Origin of the sequence: Pseudomonas sp. P97.38 (genome assembly GCF_001269745.1) — a bacterium.
GTDB classification, from domain to species: Bacteria; Pseudomonadota; Gammaproteobacteria; order Pseudomonadales; family Pseudomonadaceae; genus Aquipseudomonas; species Aquipseudomonas chlororaphis_E.
On sequence record NZ_LHVJ01000014.1, the window covers coordinates 216,427 to 235,984 of the forward strand.

Consider the following 19,558-nt stretch of genomic DNA (forward strand, 5'->3'; position numbering starts at 1 on the left):
TGAATGTGCGACCGCAATCGCGAGCAAGCTCGCTCCCACAGAAGAGCCATGGCAAAAGTTTGCGGGAAACTGGCAAAACCGTCATGTCGTTCTAATACTAAGGTCGTCTGGAACCTGGCCTTGGGCCGCATAGAGTAGGGGCGTTCCAACTAAAATTGTGCTGCGAGGATAAAAACAATGAACGACAGCATTTACCTCTCGATTCAAAACAGCCCGCGCTTCAAGGAGCTGGTGAGAAAAAGGGAAAGGTTCGCCTGGATTCTCTCGGCGATCATGCTAGGGCTGTACGCCGGATTCATCCTGCTGATTGCCTACGGGCCACACGTGCTCGGGGCCAAGATCACGCCCGAGTCGACGATCACCTGGGGTATTCCCATCGGTGTCGGCCTGATTGTCTCGGCTTTCATCCTGACCGGTATTTATGTGCGACGTGCCAACGGCGAGTTCGACGACCTGAACAATGCGATTCTCAAGGAGGCTCAGCAATGATCCGGCGTCTACTGGCTCTCTCGAGCATCGCAGCGTTCGCCCCGGGTGCCTGGGCGGCTGAGGCCCTGACCGGGGCCGTGCAGAAACAACCGCTCAACGTCTCGGCCATCATCATGTTCGTGGCCTTCGTCGGCCTGACCCTGTGCATCACTTACTGGGCGTCCAAGCGCAGCAAGTCGGCCAGTGACTACTATGCCGCTGGCGGCCGGATCACCGGTTTCCAGAACGGTCTGGCGATTGCCGGTGACTACATGTCGGCGGCGTCTTTCCTGGGTATTTCCGCCCTGGTGTTCGCTTCCGGCTACGACGGCTTGATCTACTCGATCGGCTTCCTGGTGGGCTGGCCGATCATTCTGTTCCTGATCGCCGAGCGCCTGCGTAACCTGGGTAAATACACCTTCGCCGACGTGGCGTCCTATCGCCTGGGGCAGAAGCAGATCCGGACCCTGTCGGCCAGCGGCTCGCTGGTGGTCGTGGCGTTCTACCTGATCGCGCAGATGGTGGGGGCCGGCAAGCTGATCCAGCTGCTGTTCGGCCTGGACTACCACGTCGCGGTGATCCTGGTGGGTATCCTGATGTGCCTCTACGTGCTGTTCGGCGGCATGCTGGCCACCACCTGGGTACAGATCATCAAGGCAGTGCTGTTGCTGTCGGGTGCTTCGTTCATGGCCTTGATGGTCATGAAGCACGTGAACTTCGACTTCAACATGCTGTTCTCCGAAGCGGTCAAGGTTCACCCTAAAGGTGAAGCGATCATGAGCCCGGGTGGCCTGGTGAAGGATCCGGTTTCGGCGTTCTCCCTGGGTCTGGCGCTGATGTTCGGTACCGCTGGCCTGCCGCATATCCTGATGCGCTTCTTCACCGTGAGTGACGCCAAGGAAGCGCGCAAGAGCGTGCTGTACGCCACAGGCTTCATCGGCTACTTCTACATCCTGACCTTCATCATCGGCTTCGGCGCGATCCTGCTGGTCAGCACCAACCCGGCCTTCAAGGACGCGGCAGGTGCCTTGCTCGGTGGCAACAACATGGCGGCGGTGCACCTGGCCGACGCGGTGGGTGGCAGTATTTTCCTCGGCTTTATCTCGGCGGTCGCCTTCGCGACCATCCTGGCGGTGGTGGCCGGCTTGACCCTGGCAGGCGCTTCGGCGGTGTCCCACGACCTGTACGCCAGCGTGATCAAGAAAGGCAAGGCCAACGAAAAGGACGAGATTCGCGTCTCGAAGATCACCACCATCGCCCTGGCGGTGCTGGCAATCGCCCTGGGTATCCTGTTCGAGAAGCAGAACATCGCGTTCATGGTGGGCCTGGCGTTCTCCATCGCGGCGAGCTGCAACTTCCCGGTGCTGCTGCTTTCGATGTACTGGAAGAAGCTGACCACCCGTGGCGCCATGATCGGCGGCTGGTTGGGCCTGGTCAGTGCCGTGGGCCTGATGATCCTGGGCCCGACCATCTGGGTGCAGATCATGGGGCACGAGAAGCCGATCTATCCGTACGAGTACCCGGCGCTGTTCTCGATGGCCATTGCCTTCGTGGGCATCTGGTTCTTCTCCATCACCGACAAGTCGGCTGAAGCGGCCAACGAGCGGGCGCTGTTCTTCCCGCAGTTCGTGCGTTCGCAGACGGGCCTGGGGGCGAGTGGGGCGGTAAATCACTAAGAAGCAGTTGCGAGCTTCAAGCTTCAAGCTGCAAGTTAGATGCGGTGCAGCGTAGGAAAATACCCCTGTTGAGAGGCAGGGGTATTTTTTTTGCTTGCAGCTTGCAGCTTGCAGCTTGCAGCTCGTAGCTCTAAACCCCAGCCCAAAAAAAACGGCCTCTTCAAGAGGCCGTTTTTTCTGGCTGGGGTTTAGTGCCGATCTTCCAGCTTGGTGATGTCACGCGACTCGTAGCCGGTGTACAGCTGGCGCGGGCGGCCGATCTTGTACGGGCTGGAGAGCATTTCCTTCCAGTGGGAGATCCAGCCGACGGTCCGCGCCAGGGCGAAGATCACGGTGAACATGCTGGTTGGAATGCCGATCGCCTTGAGGATGATCCCCGAGTAGAAGTCGACGTTCGGGTACAGCGAGCGCTCGATGAAGTACGGGTCGGTCAGGGCGATCTCTTCCAGGCGCATGGCCAGTTCGAGTTGCGGATCGTTCTTGATCCCCAGTTCCTTGAGCACTTCGTCGCAGGTCTGCTTCATGACGGTGGCGCGCGGGTCGCGGTTCTTGTAGACCCGGTGACCGAAGCCCATCAGCTTGAACGGATCGTTCTTGTCCTTGGCCTTGGCGATGAACTTGTCGATGTTCGAGACATCGCCGATTTCATCGAGCATGGTCAGTACCGCTTCGTTGGCACCGCCGTGGGCCGGGCCCCAGAGTGCCGCGATACCGGCGGCGATACAGGCGAACGGGTTGGCACCCGACGAGCCGGCCAGGCGCACGGTGGACGTGGACGCGTTCTGCTCGTGGTCGGCGTGGAGGATGAAGATCCGGTCCATGGCCTTGGCGAGCACCGGGCTGATCGGTTTGATCTCGCACGGGGTGTTGAACATCATGTGCAGGAAGTTTTCTGCATAGTTCAGGTCGTTGCGCGGGTACATCATGGGTTGGCCCATGGAGTACTTGTAGACCATGGCTGCCAGGGTCGGCATCTTCGCCACCAGGCGGATCGCGGAGATTTCGCGATGCTGGGGGTTATTGATGTCCAGGGAGTCGTGGTAGAAGGCCGAGAGGGCACCGACAACGCCGCACATGACGGCCATCGGGTGGGCATCGCGACGGAAGCCGTTGAAGAAGGTCTTCAACTGCTCGTGAACCATGGTGTGGTTCTTCACGGTGCTGACGAACTGGGCCTTTTGCTCTGCGGTTGGCAGCTCGCCGTTGAGCAGCAGGTAGCAGGTTTCCAGGTAGTCCGATTTTTCAGCCAGTTGCTCGATCGGGTAGCCGCGGTGCAGCAGGATGCCGTTGTCGCCGTCGATGTAGGTGATTTTCGACTCGCACGAGGCGGTCGACATGAAACCTGGGTCAAAGGTGAAACGGCCCGTGGCCGTCAGGCCCCGTACGTCGATTACATCGGGACCAACGGTGCCGGTTAAAATGGGCAGCTCGACGGGGGCTGCGCCCTCGATGATCAACTGCGCTTTTTTGTCAGCCATGTGGCCTCCTATTAATGCTTGGAATCATCAGACAGACCCCCCACGCAGGGCCCGCACCACTATAGTGAGATAAATCCGAAAGTCAATTTGCCTAAAGTCTTGCTCCAGAAGGCTTTAACCGGACTTTTTCCGCGAAATTACCTGCCGTTTACGCCTTTTGTCTGGTATGTGCAATGCGCTATTAGGGGAAGGTGAACGCGTTGTCATTAGTAGCCTAACTGTCTATACTCGGCCACCGACCGCCAGGGGCTTTTGGGCCTGCTTTCTTGGGGGTCGTCACTCCCTGGGTGGTGAGTACCTGACCAGTGCGCGCCGCAACAACTTTGCCCTGATTGTTAGGGGCTCTTCAGTGTGAAAAAAAAGCCGTGAAAAGCCAACGACCTGTAAACCTAGACCTAAGGACCATCAAACTCCCAGTCACTGCTTACACGTCCATTCTTCACCGTATCTCCGGTGTCATCCTCTTCGTCAGCCTGGCCATCATGCTTTACGCATTGGACAAGTCGCTCGACTCGGAAGAAGGCTTCGGTCAGGTGAAAGCGTGTCTGACCAGTCCGCTAGCCAAGCTAGTGATTTGGGGCATCCTGTCCGCCTTGCTGTATCACCTGGTTGCCGGTGTGCGCCACTTGATCATGGATATGGGCATCGGTGAAACGCTGGAAGGCGGCAAGCTGGGCTCGAAAATCGTTATCGCCGTTTCCGTGGTGGTGATTGTTCTGGCAGGAGTCTGGATATGGTAACCAACGTTACGAACCTCTCGCGTTCGGGCCTTTATGACTGGATGGCGCAGCGCGTGTCTGCGGTCGTTCTCGCGGCTTACTTCATTTTCCTGATCGGATATGTCGTGGCAAACCCTGGCCTTGGCTATGCCCAATGGCATGAACTGTTCGCAAACAACTGGATGCGTATCTTCAGTCTGCTGGCCCTTGTCGCACTGGGCGCTCACGCCTGGGTAGGCATGTGGACCATCGCCACCGACTACCTGACGCAAATGGCGTTCGGCAAGTCGGCGACTGCCATACGTTTCCTTTTCCAGGCGGTATGCGGCGTCGCGATGTTCGCGTACTTCGTCTGGGGTGTGCAGATTCTTTGGGGTATCTGATTCATGGCTAACATTCCTACGATTTCTTTCGACGCCATCATCATTGGTGGCGGCGGTGCCGGCATGCGCGCAGCGCTGCAACTGGCGCAGGGCGGTCACAAGACTGCCGTGATCACCAAGGTTTTCCCGACTCGTTCGCACACTGTTTCCGCCCAGGGCGGCATCACTTGCGCCATCGCTTCGGCCGACCCGAACGATGACTGGCGCTGGCACATGTACGATACCGTCAAGGGTTCCGACTACATCGGCGACCAGGACGCTATCGAATACATGTGTCAGGAAGGCCCGGCCGCGGTGTTCGAGCTGGACCACATGGGCCTGCCGTTCTCCCGTACCGAAACCGGCCGTATCTACCAGCGTCCGTTCGGTGGCCAGTCCAAGGACTACGGCAAGGGCGGGCAGGCTGCCCGTACTTGCGCGGCCTCCGACCGTACCGGTCACGCACTGTTGCACACCCTTTATCAGGGCAACCTGAAGGCCGGTACCACGTTCCTGAACGAGTACTACGCCGTTGACCTGGTGAAAAACCAGGACGGCGCCTTCGTCGGCGTGATCGCGATCTGCATCGAAACCGGCGAAACCACCTACATCCGCTCCAAGGCCACCGTGCTGGCGACCGGCGGTGCAGGCCGTATCTATGCCTCCACTACCAACGCCCTGATCAACACCGGTGACGGCGTTGGCATGGCCCTGCGTGCTGGCGTGCCGGTACAAGACATCGAAATGTGGCAGTTCCACCCGACCGGCATCGCCGGCGCCGGCGTACTGGTCACCGAAGGCTGCCGTGGTGAAGGCGGCTACCTGATCAACAAGCACGGCGAGCGTTTCATGGAGCGTTATGCTCCGAACGCCAAGGACCTGGCTGGTCGTGACGTGGTTGCCCGTTCGATGGTCAAGGAAATCATCGCCGGCAACGGTTGCGGCCCGAATGGCGACCACGTGATGCTCAAGCTCGACCACCTGGGCGAGGAAGTGCTGCACAGCCGCCTGCCAGGTATCTGCGAGCTGTCCAAGACCTTCGCCCACGTCGACCCGGTCGTCGCGCCGGTGCCGGTCGTTCCAACCTGCCACTATATGATGGGCGGCGTTGCCACCAACATCCATGGTCAGGCAATCACCCAGGACGCCGAAGGCGTCGACCAGATCATCCCTGGCCTGTTCGCAGTGGGTGAAGTGGCGTGCGTATCGGTCCACGGTGCCAACCGCCTGGGCGGCAACTCGCTGCTCGACCTGGTGGTCTTCGGTCGTGCCGCTGGCCTGCACCTGGAGAAGGCGCTGAGCGACGGTATCGAATACGACGACGCCACCGACGCCGACATCAACGCGGCCCTGGCCCGTCTGTCCGCCCTGAACGAGCGCACCGATGGCGAAGACGTCGCCACCCTGCGCCGCGAGCTGCAAAGCTGCATGCAGAACTACTTCGGTGTATTCCGTACCGGCGAATACATGCAGAAGGGTATTGCCCAGCTGGCGCAATTGCGTGAACGAATCGCCAACGTGAAGATCAACGATAAATCGCAGGCGTTCAACACCGCCCGTATCGAAGCGCTGGAGTTGCAGAACCTGCTGGAAGTGGCCGAAGCCACCGCCATCGCCGCAGAAGTGCGTAAAGAGTCCCGTGGCGCCCACGCCCGTGAAGACTACGAAGACCGAGACGACGAAAACTGGCTGTGCCACACCTTGTACTTCCCGGGTGAAAAACGCGTCGCCAAGCGTGCCGTGAACTTCTCGCCGAAGACTGTTCCGACTTTCGAACCAAAAGTCCGGACTTATTAAGGGTGACCGCTATGTTGCAAGTCAGTGTTTATCGCTACAACCCTGATCAGGACGCCGCGCCGTTCATGCAGGATTTCCAGGTCGATACCGGTGGTAAGGACCTGATGGTGCTGGACGTGCTGGCCCTGATCAAGGAACAGGACGAAGGCTTCTCCTACCGTCGCTCCTGCCGCGAGGGCGTTTGCGGCTCCGACGGCATGAACATCAACGGCAAGAACGGCCTGGCCTGCATCACGCCGTTGTCGGCCGTTGTGAAAGGCAACAAGCTGATCGTTCGTCCGCTGCCAGGTTTGCCGGTTATCCGTGACCTGGTCGTCGATATGAGCATCTTCTACAAGCAATACGAGAAGGTGAAGCCATTCCTGCAGAACGACACGCCGGCTCCGGCCATCGAGCGTCTGCAGTCCCCGGAAGAGCGTGAGAAGCTCGACGGTCTGTACGAGTGCATCCTGTGCGCCTGCTGCTCGACCTCGTGCCCATCCTTCTGGTGGAACCCGGACAAATTCCTGGGCCCGGCCGCCCTGCTGCAAGCGTACCGCTTCCTGGCAGACAGCCGTGACACCAAGACGTCCGAGCGTCTGGCCGCACTGGATGACCCGTTCAGCGTATTCCGCTGCCGCGGGATCATGAACTGCGTCAACGTCTGCCCGAAAGGCCTGAACCCGACTAAGGCCATCGGTCACGTACGTAACATGCTGCTGCAAAACGGCGTGTGATTCAGCTGCTGTACCCGTAGAACCGCTGTACCCGTAGAGGCTAGGGCGCGGGCTTCAACCCGCGTCGTAGCATAACCAGAACAGCCGCTCACAAAGCGGCGGTTCTTATTTTGAAGAAATGAGACAAGCAGGGGCATCCGGGCTGGTACCCGGACTATCAGCGTGATCCTAAGTGGCTTGTTTTAGTCGCTGCACTCGGACTTCTGCAAGTTTGCTCGGTGTTTTCGCCGGTGGTGTTCCCCTAATCGAGGGTGACCAAGCATGCAAGAAAGCGTGATGCAGCGCATGTGGAACAGTGCCCACCTCTCCGGTGGTAACGCTGCCTATGTGGAAGAGCTCTACGAGCTCTACCTGCACGACCCTAACGCTGTGCCAGAAGAATGGCGCACCTACTTTCAGAAGTTGCCGGCTGACGGTAACTCTGCCACTGATGTTTCGCACTCGACGATTCGCGATCATTTCGTGCTGCTGGCGAAGAACCAGCGCCGCGCCCAACCGGTATCTGCCGGTAGCGTGAGCAGTGAGCACGAGAAGAAGCAAGTCGAAGTGCTGCGACTGATCCAGGCCTACCGGATGCGCGGCCACCAGGCAGCCCAGCTGGACCCGCTGGGGCTGTGGCAGCGTCCTGCACCTGCAGACCTGTCGATCACTCATTACGGCTTGACCAATGCCGATCTTGATACGACCTTCCGTGCCGGCGACCTGTTCATCGGCAAAGAGGAAGCGAGCCTACGCGAAATTCACGAAGCGTTGCAGCAGACATATTGCCGCACCATCGGCGCTGAGTTCACGCACATCACCGACTCCGAGCAGCGCCAGTGGTTCCAGCAGCGTCTGGAAAGCGTTCGTGGCCGTCCGACCTACTCCGCCGACATCAAGAGCCACCTGCTCGAGCGCGTCACGGCCGGTGAAGGCCTGGAGAAATACCTGGGCACCAAGTACCCGGGTACCAAGCGTTTCGGCCTGGAAGGTGGTGAAAGCCTGATCCCGATGCTCGACGAGCTGATCCAGCGTTCCGGTTCCTACGGCACCAAGGAAGTCGTCATCGGCATGGCCCACCGTGGTCGCCTGAACGTACTGGTCAACACCTTCGGCAAGAACCCGCGCGAGCTGTTCGACGAGTTCGAAGGCAAGAAGAAGGTCGAGCTGGGTTCCGGTGACGTGAAGTACCACCAGGGCTTCTCGTCCAACGTGATGACCACCGGTGGCGAAGTCCACCTGGCGATGGCGTTCAACCCGTCCCACCTGGAAATCGTTTCCCCGGTGGTCGAAGGTTCGGTTCGCGCCCGCCAGGATCGTCGCAACGATCCGACCGGCGAGAAGGTGTTGCCGATTTCCATCCACGGTGACGCGGCATTCGCCGGTCAGGGCGTGGTCATGGAAACCTTCCAGATGTCGCAGACCCGCGGTTTCAAGACCGGCGGCACCGTGCACATCGTGATCAACAACCAGGTCGGTTTCACCATCAGCAACCCGCTGGACTCGCGTTCCACCGAGTACGCCACCGACGTCGCGAAAATGATCCAGGCGCCGATCCTCCATGTGAATGGTGATGATCCGGAAGCCGTGCTGTTCGTGACCCAGCTGGCCATCGACTACCGCATGCAGTACAAGCGCGACGTGGTGATCGACCTGGTCTGCTACCGTCGTCGTGGCCACAACGAGGCCGACGAGCCAAGTGGCACCCAGCCGCTGATGTACCAACAGATCGCCAAGCAGCGCACCACCCGTGAACTGTATGCCGAGCGCCTGACCCAGGCCGGCGTGCTGAACGCCGAGCGCGTCCAGGAAAAAGTCGATGAATATCGCAACGCCCTGGACAACGGCCTGCACGTGGTGAAAAGCCTGGTCAAGGAACCGAACAAAGAGTTGTTCGTGGACTGGCGTCCTTACCTGGGCCACGCCTGGACCGCTCGTCACGACACGCGTTTCGACCTCAAGACCTTGCAGGAACTGTCCGCCAAGCTGCTGGAAATCCCGGAAGGCTTCGTGGTCCAGCGCCAGGTCGCCAAGATCTACGAAGACCGTCAGAAGATGCAAGCCGGCGGCCTGCCGATCAACTGGGGCTACGCCGAAACCATGGCGTACGCGACCCTGGCGTTCGAAGGTCACCCGATCCGCATCACCGGCCAGGACGTAGGCCGCGGTACTTTCTCGCACCGCCATGCGGCGCTGCACAACCAGAAAGACGCCAGCACCTACATTCCGCTGCAACACCTGTACAAGGGCCAGCCACGTTTCGACCTGTACGATTCGCTGCTGTCCGAGGAAGCCGTCCTGGCGTTCGAATACGGTTATTCCACCACCGAGCCGAATGCGCTGGTGATCTGGGAAGCCCAGTTCGGCGACTTCGCCAACGGTGCCCAGGTGGTTGTCGACCAGTTCATCACCAGCGGCGAGCACAAGTGGGGTCGTCTCTGCGGCCTGACCATGCTGTTGCCACACGGTTATGAAGGGCAGGGGCCGGAGCACTCCTCGGCACGTCTGGAGCGTTACCTGCAACTGTGCGCCGAGCACAACGTGCAAGTGTGCGTACCGACGACCCCGGCGCAGATCTACCACTTGCTGCGTCGCCAGGTCATCCGTCCGCTGCGCAAGCCTCTGATCGTGCTGACGCCCAAGTCGCTGTTGCGCCACAAACTGGCGATCTCCACGCTCGAGGACCTGGCCGAAGGCTCGTTCCAGACCGTTATTTCAGAAATCGACACGCTGGACGCGGCCAAGGTGACTCGCCTGATCCTGTGCAGCGGCAAGGTCTACTATGACCTTCTGGAAAAACGTCGTGCCGAAGGCCGCGAAGACATCGCCATCGTGCGTATCGAGCAGCTCTATCCGTTCCCGGAAGAAGACCTGATGGAGGCCATCGCGCCTTACACCAACCTCACCCACGTGGTGTGGTGCCAGGAAGAACCGATGAACCAGGGCGCGTGGTACAGCAGCCAGCATCACCTGCGTCGCAGCATCGGCAACCATAACAAGGCCCTGGGCCTGGAATATGCCGGCCGTGATGCTTCCGCTGCACCTGCGTGTGGTTATGCGTCGATGCACGCCGAGCAGCAGGAAAAACTGCTGCAAGATGCCTTCACTGTTTAATGCCTTCGCGCACCTGAAACCGAATTTAAGGAACCACAGATAATGGCTATCGAGATCAAAGCCCCCACTTTCCCGGAATCGGTTGCCGATGGCACCGTTGCCACCTGGCACAAAAAACCGGGCGAGGCCATCAAGCGTGACGAACTGATCGTCGACATCGAGACCGACAAGGTCGTGCTGGAAGTCCTGGCGACCGCCGACGGCGTGCTGGGCGAGATCGTCAAGAACGAAGGCGACACCGTTCTGTCCGACGAAGTGCTGGGCTCGATCGTTGAAGGTGGCGCTGCCGCCGCCGCTCCGGCCGCTGCTGCCGCGCCGGCCGCCGCCCAGGCTGCTGCTCCGGCTGCCGACGGCGAAGACGATCCAGTCGCTGCGCCGGCTGCCCGCAAGATCGCTGAAGAAAACGGCATCAACATCGCTTCCGTTGCCGGCACCGGCAAAGGTGGTCGCGTGACCAAGGAAGACGTCGTGGCTGCCGTTGCCGCGAAGAAAGCCGCTCCAGCGGCTGCTGCTCCGGCCAAGGCTGCCGCTCCGGCCGCCGCTGCGCCTGTGTTCGCCGCCGGCGACCGCACCGAGAAGCGTGTACCGATGACCCGCGTTCGCGCCACCGTGGCCAAGCGCCTGGTCGAAGCCCAGTCGAACATGGCCATGCTGACCACCTTCAACGAAGTCGACATGACCGAAGTCATGGCCCTGCGTTCGAAGTACAAGGACCTGTTCGAGAAGTCCCACAACGGCGTGCGCCTGGGCTTCATGTCGTTCTTCGTCAAGGCAGCCACCGAAGCGCTGAAACGCTTCCCGGCCGTCAACGCGTCGATCGACGGTTCCGACATCGTCTACCACGGCTATGCCGACATCGGTGTTGCGGTCTCCAGCGACCGTGGCCTGGTGGTTCCGGTGCTGCGTAACGCCGAGCTGATGAGCCTGGCCGAAATCGAAGGCGGCATCGCCACCTTCGGCAAGAAGGCCCGTGACGGCAAGCTGTCCATCGACGAGATGACCGGCGGTACGTTCACCATCACCAACGGTGGTACATTCGGTTCGATGATGTCGACCCCGATCGTCAACCCACCGCAAGCGGCGATCCTGGGTATGCACAACATCATCCAGCGTCCGATGGCGGTCAATGGCCAGGTTGTGATTCGTCCGATGATGTACCTGGCGCTGTCCTACGATCACCGCCTGATCGACGGTAAAGAAGCCGTGACTTTCCTGGTAACCATCAAGAACCTGCTTGAAGATCCGGCTCGTCTGCTGCTGGACATCTGATCTCGCCGCGAGGGCCGGTCTGTCGACCGGCCTCTTGCTGAAACAATCGGTCTCGTCCCACGACGGTCGCCACAAGCGGCCGTCCGGTTTGATTCGAAAAGGAATGACTCATGACTCAGAAATTCGACGTGGTAGTGATTGGTGCGGGCCCTGGCGGCTATGTAGCGGCCATCAAGGCTGCACAACTTGGCCTTAGCACTGCCTGCATCGAGAAATACACCGACGCGGAGGGCAAACAGGCCCTCGGCGGTACTTGCCTGAACGTCGGCTGCATTCCTTCCAAGGCGCTGCTGGACAGTTCCTGGAAATATAAGGAAGCGAAAGAAAGCTTCAACGTCCACGGCATCTCCACCGGCGAAGTCAAGATGGACGTCGCCGCGATGGTTGGCCGCAAGGCTGGCATCGTCAAGAACCTGACCAGCGGTGTTGCCACCCTGTTCAAGGCCAACGGCGTAACCTCGATCCAGGGCCACGGCAAGCTGCTGCTGGGCAAGAAGGTCGAAGTGACCAAGCCAGACGGTTCGGTTGAAGTCATCGAAGCCGAGAACGTCATCCTGGCACCGGGCTCGCGCCCGATCGACATCCCGCCAGCCCCTGTCGACCAGAACGTGATCGTCGACTCCACCGGCGCCCTGGAATTCCAGGCCGTGCCAAAGCGCCTGGGCGTGATCGGCGCTGGCGTCATCGGCCTGGAGCTGGGTTCGGTATGGTCGCGCCTGGGTGCCCAGGTGACCGTGCTCGAAGCCCTCGACACCTTCCTGATGGCTGCCGACACCGCAGTCTCCAAGGAAGCGCTGAAGACCCTGACCAAACAGGGCCTGGACATCAAGCTGGGCGCTCGCGTGACCGGTTCGAAAGTCAACGGCGAAGAAGTCGTGGTCAACTACACCGACGCCAATGGCGAACAGACCATCACTTTCGACAAACTGATCGTTGCGGTCGGCCGTCGTCCGGTGACCACCGACCTGCTGGCTGCCGATAGCGGCGTTGAAATCGATGAGCGTGGTTTCATCCAGGTTGACGATTTCTGCGCCACTACCGTACCGGGCGTCTACGCCATCGGTGACGTGGTCCGCGGCATGATGCTGGCGCACAAGGCCTCCGAAGAAGGCATCATGGTCGTCGAGCGCATCAAGGGCCACAAGGCCCAGATGAACTACGACCTGATCCCGTCGGTTATCTACACCCACCCGGAAATCGCATGGGTCGGTAAAACCGAACAGGCCTTGAAAGCCGAAGGCGTCGAGGTTAACGTCGGCACCTTCCCGTTCGCCGCCAGTGGCCGTGCCATGGCTGCCAACGATACCGGCGGTTTCGTGAAAGTCATCGCCGATGCCAAGACGGACCGCGTATTGGGCGTTCACGTCATTGGCCCAAGCGCTGCCGAGCTGGTACAGCAAGGCGCGATCGGTATGGAATTCGGCACCAGCGCTGAAGACCTGGGCATGATGGTCTTCTCCCATCCGACCCTGTCCGAAGCCTTGCACGAAGCGGCCCTGGCCGTGAATGGCGGCGCCATCCACGTGGCCAACCGCAAAAAGCGTTAATAAACAATAAGAAACCACGGCGGTACGGCCCGTCGTGAGCCTTGCGAGCAAGACTCACCGCGGAATGTCCGCTGGACGCAGTCTTGCGTAGCTCTGCCGGTTCACCGGAAGGCTACGCGAGCAGCAGTCACAGGTGGTGCGGCACTAAAAATGGTGCAGCACCGAATGCGCAGTACCTAACGAAGACGGTAATAAGCATGAATCTTCACGAGTATCAGGGTAAGCAGCTGTTCGCTGAGTACGGCCTGCCAGTATCCACAGGCTACGCGGTAGACACCCCGGAAGCGGCAGCAGAAGCTTGCGACAAAATCGGCGGCAGCGAATGGGTTGTCAAAGCCCAGGTTCACGCCGGTGGTCGCGGTAAAGCGGGCGGCGTCAAGCTGGTTCGCAGCAAAGAAGACGCCAAAGCCTTCGCACAGCAATGGCTGGGCAAGCGTCTGGTGACTTACCAGACTGACGCCAACGGTCAGCCAGTCACCAAGATCCTGGTCGAGTCGTGCACTGATATCGCTAAAGAGCTGTACCTGGGCGCTGTCGTTGACCGTTCGAGCCGTCGCATCGTGTTCATGGCTTCCACCGAAGGTGGCGTGGACATCGAGAAGATCGCGCACGACACCCCTGAGAAAATCCTCAAGGCCACCATCGATCCACTGGTTGGCGCACAGCCATTCCAGGGTCGCGAGCTGGCTTTCCAGCTGGGCCTGGAAGGCAAGCAAGTCACTCAGTTCGCCAAGATTTTCGTTGGCCTGGCCAAGCTGTTCCAGGACCACGACCTGGCGCTGCTGGAAGTGAACCCGCTGGTGATCAAGGCTGACGGCGACCTGCATTGCCTCGATGCCAAGATCAACATCGACGCCAACGCCATGTACCGTCAGCCTAAGCTGAAGACTTTCCACGATCCGTCCCAGGACGATCCGCGCGAAGCGCACGCTGCCAAGTTCGAACTGAACTACGTGGCCCTGGAAGGTAACATCGGCTGCATGGTCAACGGTGCCGGCCTGGCCATGGGTACCATGGACATCGTCAACCTGCATGGCGGCAAGCCAGCCAACTTCCTCGACGTAGGCGGTGGTGCTACCAAGGAACGCGTGACCGAAGCGTTCAAGATCATCCTGTCCGACACCAATGTGGCCGCGGTACTGGTCAACATCTTCGGTGGCATCGTTCGTTGCGACATGATTGCCGAAGGCATCATCGGCGCCGTGAAAGAAGTGGGCGTGAAAATCCCGGTTGTTGTTCGCCTCGAAGGCAACAACGCTGAGCTGGGCGCTAAAGTACTGGCAGAAAGCGGTTTGAACATCATCGCTGCTACCAGCCTGACCGACGCTGCTCAACAAGTTGTCAAAGCTGCGGAGGGCAAATAATGAGCGTCCTGATCAATAAAGACACCAAGGTTATCTGCCAGGGTATTACCGGTTCGCAAGGTAGTTTCCACACCCAGCAAGCCATCGAATACGGCACCAAGATGGTTGGCGGCGTAACGCCAGGCAAAGGCGGCACCGAGCACCTGGGCCTGCCAGTGTTCAACACCGTGAAAGACGCTGTAGCCGCGACTGGCGCCACCGCCAGCGTGATCTACGTTCCAGCACCTTTCTGCAAGGACTCCATCCTTGAAGCAGCGTTCGGCGGCATCAAGCTGATCGTTTGCATCACCGAAGGCATCCCGACCATCGACATGCTGGAAGCCAAGGTCAAGTGCGACGAGCTGGGTATCACCCTGATCGGCCCTAACTGCCCAGGCGTGATCACTCCAGGCGAATGCAAGATCGGCATCATGCCAGGTCACATTCACTTGCCAGGCAAGGTCGGTATCGTTTCCCGCTCCGGCACCCTGACCTACGAAGCGGTCAAGCAGACCACTGACGCCGGTTTCGGTCAGTCGACTTGCGTCGGCATCGGCGGTGACCCGATCCCAGGCTCGAACTTCATCGACATCCTGAAGCTGTTCCAGGAAGACCCGAAGACCGAAGCGATCGTCATGATCGGTGAGATCGGCGGTTCGGCCGAAGAAGAAGCGGCTGCCTACATCAAGGCAAACGTGACCAAGCCGGTTGTTTCCTACATCGCTGGTGTGACTGCTCCTCCGGGCAAGCGCATGGGCCATGCTGGCGCAATCATCTCTGGCGGCAAAGGCACTGCAGACGAGAAATTCGCTGCACTGCAAGACGCAGGCGTGAAAACCGTGCGTTCGCTGGCAGACATCGGCAAGGCCCTGGCCGAGCTGACTGGCTGGGAAATGAAGAAGTAAGCTTCGGCTGACTGATTCGTTCCAGCAACAAAGGCCACCTTCGGGTGGCCTTTGTCGTTTTCGGCCTTTGAGAATCATGTGCTGTGGCGGCGGGCCCCCGTGGCGCGGGAGCAAGCTCCCTCGCCACGGGGGCGCTGGGTCCTGAAGACTGCGGCGCGAGTCGAAAAATAGATACGTAAACGCGACACAAAAATGTCGTGTATCGGATACTTCGCCCCGTAACAGTGCGTTTGTCGGGCAAATTCGTTAGGCTAGCAGCCATTTTTGCGCTCGCGGCCCACAAGGCAGCGACGCGCTAAACGGGTCGGTCTGATGCGGATCGGCAGCATTTCCCTCTACCCCTAAGGGAAATCCCTCTCTAAATTCCGATTCAGCAGTGTGGTTTCCTTAAATGAAAGTGTTGAAAGGCCAGGACATCCTGGCGCTTGGTTTCATGACATTTGCCCTGTTCGTCGGGGCTGGCAACATCATCTTCCCACCTATCGTCGGTTTGCAGTCCGGGCCTCATGTCTGGATGGCGGCGCTGGGCTTTCTGATCACGGCAGTCGGCTTGCCGGTCATCACCGTCGTTGCCCTGGCCAAGGTCGGTGGCGCGATGGATGCCTTGAGCAGCCCCATCGGCAAGATCGCCGGAGGCTTGCTGGCAGCGGTGTGCTACCTGGCCGTCGGTCCGCTGTTCGCCACGCCGCGTACCGCCACCGTTTCGTTCGAAGTCGGCCTGGCGCCGCTGACCGGCGAAAGCCCATTGGCGTTGTTCCTCTACAGTGCCGTGTATTTTCTGCTGGTGTTCTTCATCTCGCTCTACCCGGGCCGCCTGCTGGACACCGTCGGGCGCTTTCTCGCGCCGCTGAAGATCATTGCCCTGGCCGTGCTGGGCATCGCCGCGTTCGCCTTGCCGGCGGGCGACATCGGCGTGGCGACTCCCGAGTACGTCGCGGCGCCGTTTTCCCAAGGTTTCATCAATGGCTACCTGACCATGGATACCCTGGGTGCGCTGGTGTTCGGCATCGTCATCGTCAACGCGATCCGTTCCCGGGGCGTCGAGTCCCCGGCCCTGATCACCCGCTATGCCATCATTGCCGGGTTGATCGCCGGGGTGGGCCTGGCGCTGGTCTACGTCAGCCTGTTCCGCCTGGGTTCCGGCAGCCATGAAGTGGCGGCGGGGGCGACCAACGGTGCGGCGGTGCTGCATGCCTACGTGCAACATACATTCGGCAGCCTGGGCAGCGGTTTCCTCGCGGTGCTGATTTCCCTGGCATGCCTGGTGACGGCGGTTGGCCTGACCTGCGCTTGCGCCGAGTATTTCAGCCGCGTCCTGCCACTGTCCTACAAGACCCTGGTGGTGATCCTGGCGGCGTTTTCGCTGCTGGTGTCCAACCTGGGCCTGACCAAGCTGATCGCATTCTCGATCCCGGTCCTCACGGCGATCTACCCGCCGTGCATCGCCTTGGTGGCGCTGAGCTTCTGCAAGGACTTCTGGCACGCCCAGGGCCGCATCGTCGGCCCGGTAATGATGGTGTCGTTCCTGTTCGGCCTGGTCGACGCCCTCAAGGGCGCAGGGCTGGCGGACTGGATGCCGGCCCAAATGGCCCACCTGCCGCTGAGCGACCAGGGCCTGGCCTGGCTGGTGCCGTCGGTGATGACCCTGGCGGTGGCCGTGGTCTGCGACCGGCTGCTGGGCAAGCGCAGCGAAGCGCTGGCCTGACCCGGCTTTTGCGCCAATGACGAAATGCCCCGTATCAATCGATACGGGGCATTTTTTTTGTGTGCGGTGTCTTTTTTCGTGGGCTAACGTCGAAGCAGTGTCTCGAAAGGCTTGTACACAACCCTGTGGGAGCGAGCTTGCTCGCGATAGCGCCCGATCAGCCAACATCCATGTGTCTGCTGGACCGCAATCGCGAGCAAGCTCGCTCCCACAAGGTCGGCATTTCAAGACACGTCTGGCTTTAGACGTCATGTTTTTGGACACACAGGAAATCGAATGTCATTCATCCAAGCCAACCTGATCCATCTGCTTGCCGCCGCCTGGTTCATCATCTGCTGGGCCGGCTACACCCGCTATGCCACCTGGAAGGCCCGCGACACGGCGTGCCTGGCCAGCGTGATGCACTTGTACCGCGAGGACTGGATGCGCCGCATGCTGCTGCGCGAGAACCGCATCGCCGATGCCAGCGTGATTGGCAATCTGGAGCGCAATGCGTCCTTCTTCGCCTCCAGCACGTTGATCATCCTCGCCGGCATCCTGACCGTCCTGGGGGCGTCTGACCGAGCGGTGTCGTTGCTGGCGGACCTGCCGATGGTGCAGCAGGCGTCCCAGGGCATGGCGGAAGTCAAGTTACTGTGCCTGGCGCTGGTGTTCGTGTATGCGTTCTTCACGTTCAGCTGGTGCATGCGCCAATACAACTTCGCGGCGGTTTTGGTAGGGTCGGCGCCGATGATCGGCGAGCGTCATGTGTCGGAGCAGGAGCGTAAGGCCTTCGCCCTTCGGGCTGCGCGGGTTATTTCGATGGCCGCCAACCAGTTCAACTTCGGCCTGCGCTCTTATTATTTCGGCATGACCATGTTGGCCTGGTTCGTCAGCCCCTGGTTATTCATGTTGATGAGTGCGGGCGTGGTGTTTGTGCTGTATCAGCGTGAGTTTCACTCCGATGTACTGGACGTCATGGTCTATACACCGACGGAAGTCCCGGCGCCGGAAGTCTTCAAGGACGCGGCATAACGGCTTCGCTCACTGAATGGCAGGCAAAGAAAAACCCGCACCAGGCGGGTTTTCTTTTGCCGCTAAAACCGGATCAGTTGGTTTTAGGCGCTGTCGCGGGGGCTTGTTCCTGCGCGGCGGCTTTGTTCGCTTCGGCCTGATCTTTGGCAGCTTCGGCGTTTTCTTTCGCGGCGTCGTTCACTTTATCCTGTGCTTTGTTCATGTCTTGCTGAGCTTGCTCAGCGTGTTGGTTGGCATCTTGAGCTTTGTCCTCGGATTTTTTATCGCAGGCAGCGAGACCCAGGGAGGCGGCCAACATCAAGGCAATAGCTAAAGTCTTACGCATGGGGTGTTTCTCCTTATGGAAATAACTACTGGCCTTTTGAGCACAGCCCCGGAGATTAAGTTCCAGCGTTGTCACAGATATATAACGTTGCCGTGCAATGGAACTTTATCGGTCACGGCTGATATCAGCTTTCGTCACTTATCCGAGCATTGATCACATGGCCGAAGACCCCGTTTTTGAGCGTGCGACACGTTTTCTGTCGGCGCTGCGGCATTGCCAGGTATTGGGTTTGAAACTGCACAGTGCCAGCCCTGAAGGTTTAACGGTGATCCTGCCGTTCAGCCCCCGAATCGTCGGAAATCCCCTGACCGGCATCATCCACGGTGGCGCATTGACGTCTCTGATGGACACCGCGTGCGGCATGTCGACCCTGTGCGTGCTCCCGCAATTCGAGGTCTGCCCGACCCTGGACCTGCGCATCGACTATATGCACGCCGCCGAACCCCACAAGGACGTCTACGGTTTTGCCCAATGCTATCGGGTGACGCCGGATGTGATCTTCACCCGTGGAATCGCCTACCAGGACGATCCCGAGCAACCTATCGCCCATGTGGTGGGCACGTTCATGCGCCTGGGCCAGCATGCCAGGGGCATCCCCCCGCGCAGCCCGTCCGTCGCGGTGGGCACGCCATGAGCGAGATCACCCGCGAACACCTGCGCCAGGCCTGCGAGCAGGGCGACTACGCGCTGCTGCTGGCCTCGATCCCTTACGCGCAACTGATTGGCGTCGAATGCTCGCGCGAGGGCGAGGGATTGCTGTTTCGCCTGCCGGCCAACCAGGACAACATTGGTAACCCTTTACTCCCGGCGATCCATGGTGGGGTCATCGCCGGCTTCATGGAGCTGGCGGCAGCCGTTCATCTGCTGATCGCCACCGGTGTGCCGAGCGTGCCGAAGATCATCGATTTTTCCCTGGATTACCTGCGCGCCGGCCAGTTTCGCGACACGTACGCCCGGTGCCAGGTCTGGCGCCAGGGACGCCGGGTTGCCAACGTCGCGATCACGGCCTGGCAGGACGTCGAGGCCGAACCGATCGCCACCGCTCGGGCGCATTTCAAGATCCAGGAGCCCGGGAAAGCCGATCGCCCTTGAAATCATCCGGGTTGCCCCCACCTTGTGGACATCCCGCCGCCTATCTCAG

Annotated in this window: 17 protein-coding genes; 15 read left to right on the forward strand and 2 right to left on the reverse strand. The window is 60.1% G+C overall.

Translation table 11 applies throughout. The features are described 5' to 3' along the window. Positions 1-177 precede the first annotated feature (177 nt). Positions 178-489, forward strand: a complete 312-nt coding sequence (locus AD664_RS09335) for a DUF485 domain-containing protein (RefSeq protein ID WP_053146077.1) — start codon at positions 178-180, stop codon at positions 487-489. Continuing rightward, positions 486-2,144, forward strand: coding sequence for a cation acetate symporter (locus tag AD664_RS09340; protein WP_042731482.1), 1,659 nt, complete (start codon positions 486-488; stop codon positions 2,142-2,144). Before AD664_RS09335 ends, AD664_RS09340 begins: the two co-directional genes overlap by 4 nt. 188 nt (positions 2,145-2,332) lie before the next feature. Here the strand turns inward: AD664_RS09340 and gltA are convergent, their stop codons facing one another. Then, positions 2,333-3,622, reverse strand: coding sequence for a citrate synthase (gene gltA / locus AD664_RS09345; protein ID WP_053146079.1), 1,290 nt, complete (start codon positions 3,620-3,622; stop codon positions 2,333-2,335). 365 nt (positions 3,623-3,987) lie between these two features. On the opposite strand from gltA, the gene sdhC reads away from it, so the two are divergent. The 11 genes from sdhC (at position 3,988) to AD664_RS09400 (ending at position 18,092) form a co-directional block, all read left to right on the forward strand. Beyond that, positions 3,988-4,362: a succinate dehydrogenase, cytochrome b556 subunit gene (gene sdhC / locus AD664_RS09350; RefSeq protein ID WP_024780620.1), complete on the forward strand. Its 375-nt coding sequence runs from the start codon at positions 3,988-3,990 to the stop codon at positions 4,360-4,362. After that, the gene (gene sdhD / locus AD664_RS09355; protein ID WP_042731480.1) at positions 4,356-4,724 is read left to right on the forward strand and encodes a succinate dehydrogenase, hydrophobic membrane anchor protein; all 369 of its coding nucleotides are present in this window, start codon (positions 4,356-4,358) and stop codon (positions 4,722-4,724) included. Before sdhC ends, sdhD begins: the two co-directional genes overlap by 7 nt. A 3-nt stretch (positions 4,725-4,727) precedes the next feature. Further along, positions 4,728-6,500 (forward strand): succinate dehydrogenase flavoprotein subunit, encoded by a 1,773-nt coding sequence (sdhA, locus tag AD664_RS09360; protein WP_053146081.1) that lies wholly within the window; start codon positions 4,728-4,730, stop codon positions 6,498-6,500. Between the two features lie 11 nt (positions 6,501-6,511). Beyond that, the gene (locus AD664_RS09365) at positions 6,512-7,216 is read left to right on the forward strand and encodes a succinate dehydrogenase iron-sulfur subunit (RefSeq protein ID WP_039594133.1); all 705 of its coding nucleotides are present in this window, start codon (positions 6,512-6,514) and stop codon (positions 7,214-7,216) included. Between the two features lie 261 nt (positions 7,217-7,477). Beyond that, entirely contained in the window at positions 7,478-10,309 is a 2,832-nt protein-coding gene (locus AD664_RS09370) for a 2-oxoglutarate dehydrogenase E1 component (protein ID WP_042731940.1), read from the forward strand. Positions 10,310-10,351: 42 nt separating this feature from the next. Next, positions 10,352-11,578: a 2-oxoglutarate dehydrogenase complex dihydrolipoyllysine-residue succinyltransferase gene (odhB, locus tag AD664_RS09375; protein ID WP_042731939.1), complete on the forward strand. Its 1,227-nt coding sequence runs from the start codon at positions 10,352-10,354 to the stop codon at positions 11,576-11,578. A gap of 110 nt (positions 11,579-11,688) precedes the next feature. Continuing rightward, positions 11,689-13,125 (forward strand): dihydrolipoyl dehydrogenase, encoded by a 1,437-nt coding sequence (lpdA, locus tag AD664_RS09380; protein ID WP_053146083.1) that lies wholly within the window; start codon positions 11,689-11,691, stop codon positions 13,123-13,125. 197 nt (positions 13,126-13,322) lie between these two features. Further along, entirely contained in the window at positions 13,323-14,489 is a 1,167-nt protein-coding gene (sucC, locus tag AD664_RS09385) for an ADP-forming succinate--CoA ligase subunit beta (RefSeq protein ID WP_003179235.1), read from the forward strand. Further along, positions 14,489-15,373 carry a succinate--CoA ligase subunit alpha gene (sucD, locus tag AD664_RS09390; RefSeq protein WP_003179236.1) on the forward strand — a complete coding sequence of 295 codons (885 nt, stop codon included), beginning with the start codon at positions 14,489-14,491 and terminating at the stop codon, positions 15,371-15,373. Before sucC ends, sucD begins: the two co-directional genes overlap by 1 nt. Positions 15,374-15,764: 391 nt before the next feature. Then, positions 15,765-17,078, forward strand: coding sequence for a branched-chain amino acid transport system II carrier protein (gene brnQ, locus AD664_RS09395; protein WP_053146084.1), 1,314 nt, complete (start codon positions 15,765-15,767; stop codon positions 17,076-17,078). 276 nt (positions 17,079-17,354) lie between these two features. Next, positions 17,355-18,092 (forward strand): DUF599 domain-containing protein, encoded by a 738-nt coding sequence (locus AD664_RS09400; RefSeq protein ID WP_053146086.1) that lies wholly within the window; start codon positions 17,355-17,357, stop codon positions 18,090-18,092. Positions 18,093-18,165: 73 nt separating this feature from the next. Here AD664_RS09400 and AD664_RS09405 read toward each other — a convergent pair whose 3' ends face one another. Next, positions 18,166-18,417 carry a hypothetical protein gene (locus AD664_RS09405; protein WP_041024944.1) on the reverse strand — a complete coding sequence of 84 codons (252 nt, stop codon included), beginning with the start codon at positions 18,415-18,417 and terminating at the stop codon, positions 18,166-18,168. 157 nt (positions 18,418-18,574) lie between these two features. Here AD664_RS09405 and AD664_RS09410 point away from each other — a divergent pair, with 157 nt between their 5' ends. After that, positions 18,575-19,051, forward strand: a complete 477-nt coding sequence (locus AD664_RS09410; protein WP_042732019.1) for a PaaI family thioesterase — start codon at positions 18,575-18,577, stop codon at positions 19,049-19,051. Further along, on the forward strand, positions 19,048-19,509 hold the full coding sequence (locus AD664_RS09415; protein ID WP_053146088.1) for a PaaI family thioesterase: 462 nt from the start codon (positions 19,048-19,050) through the stop codon (positions 19,507-19,509). Before AD664_RS09410 ends, AD664_RS09415 begins: the two co-directional genes overlap by 4 nt. Positions 19,510-19,558 lie beyond the last annotated feature (49 nt).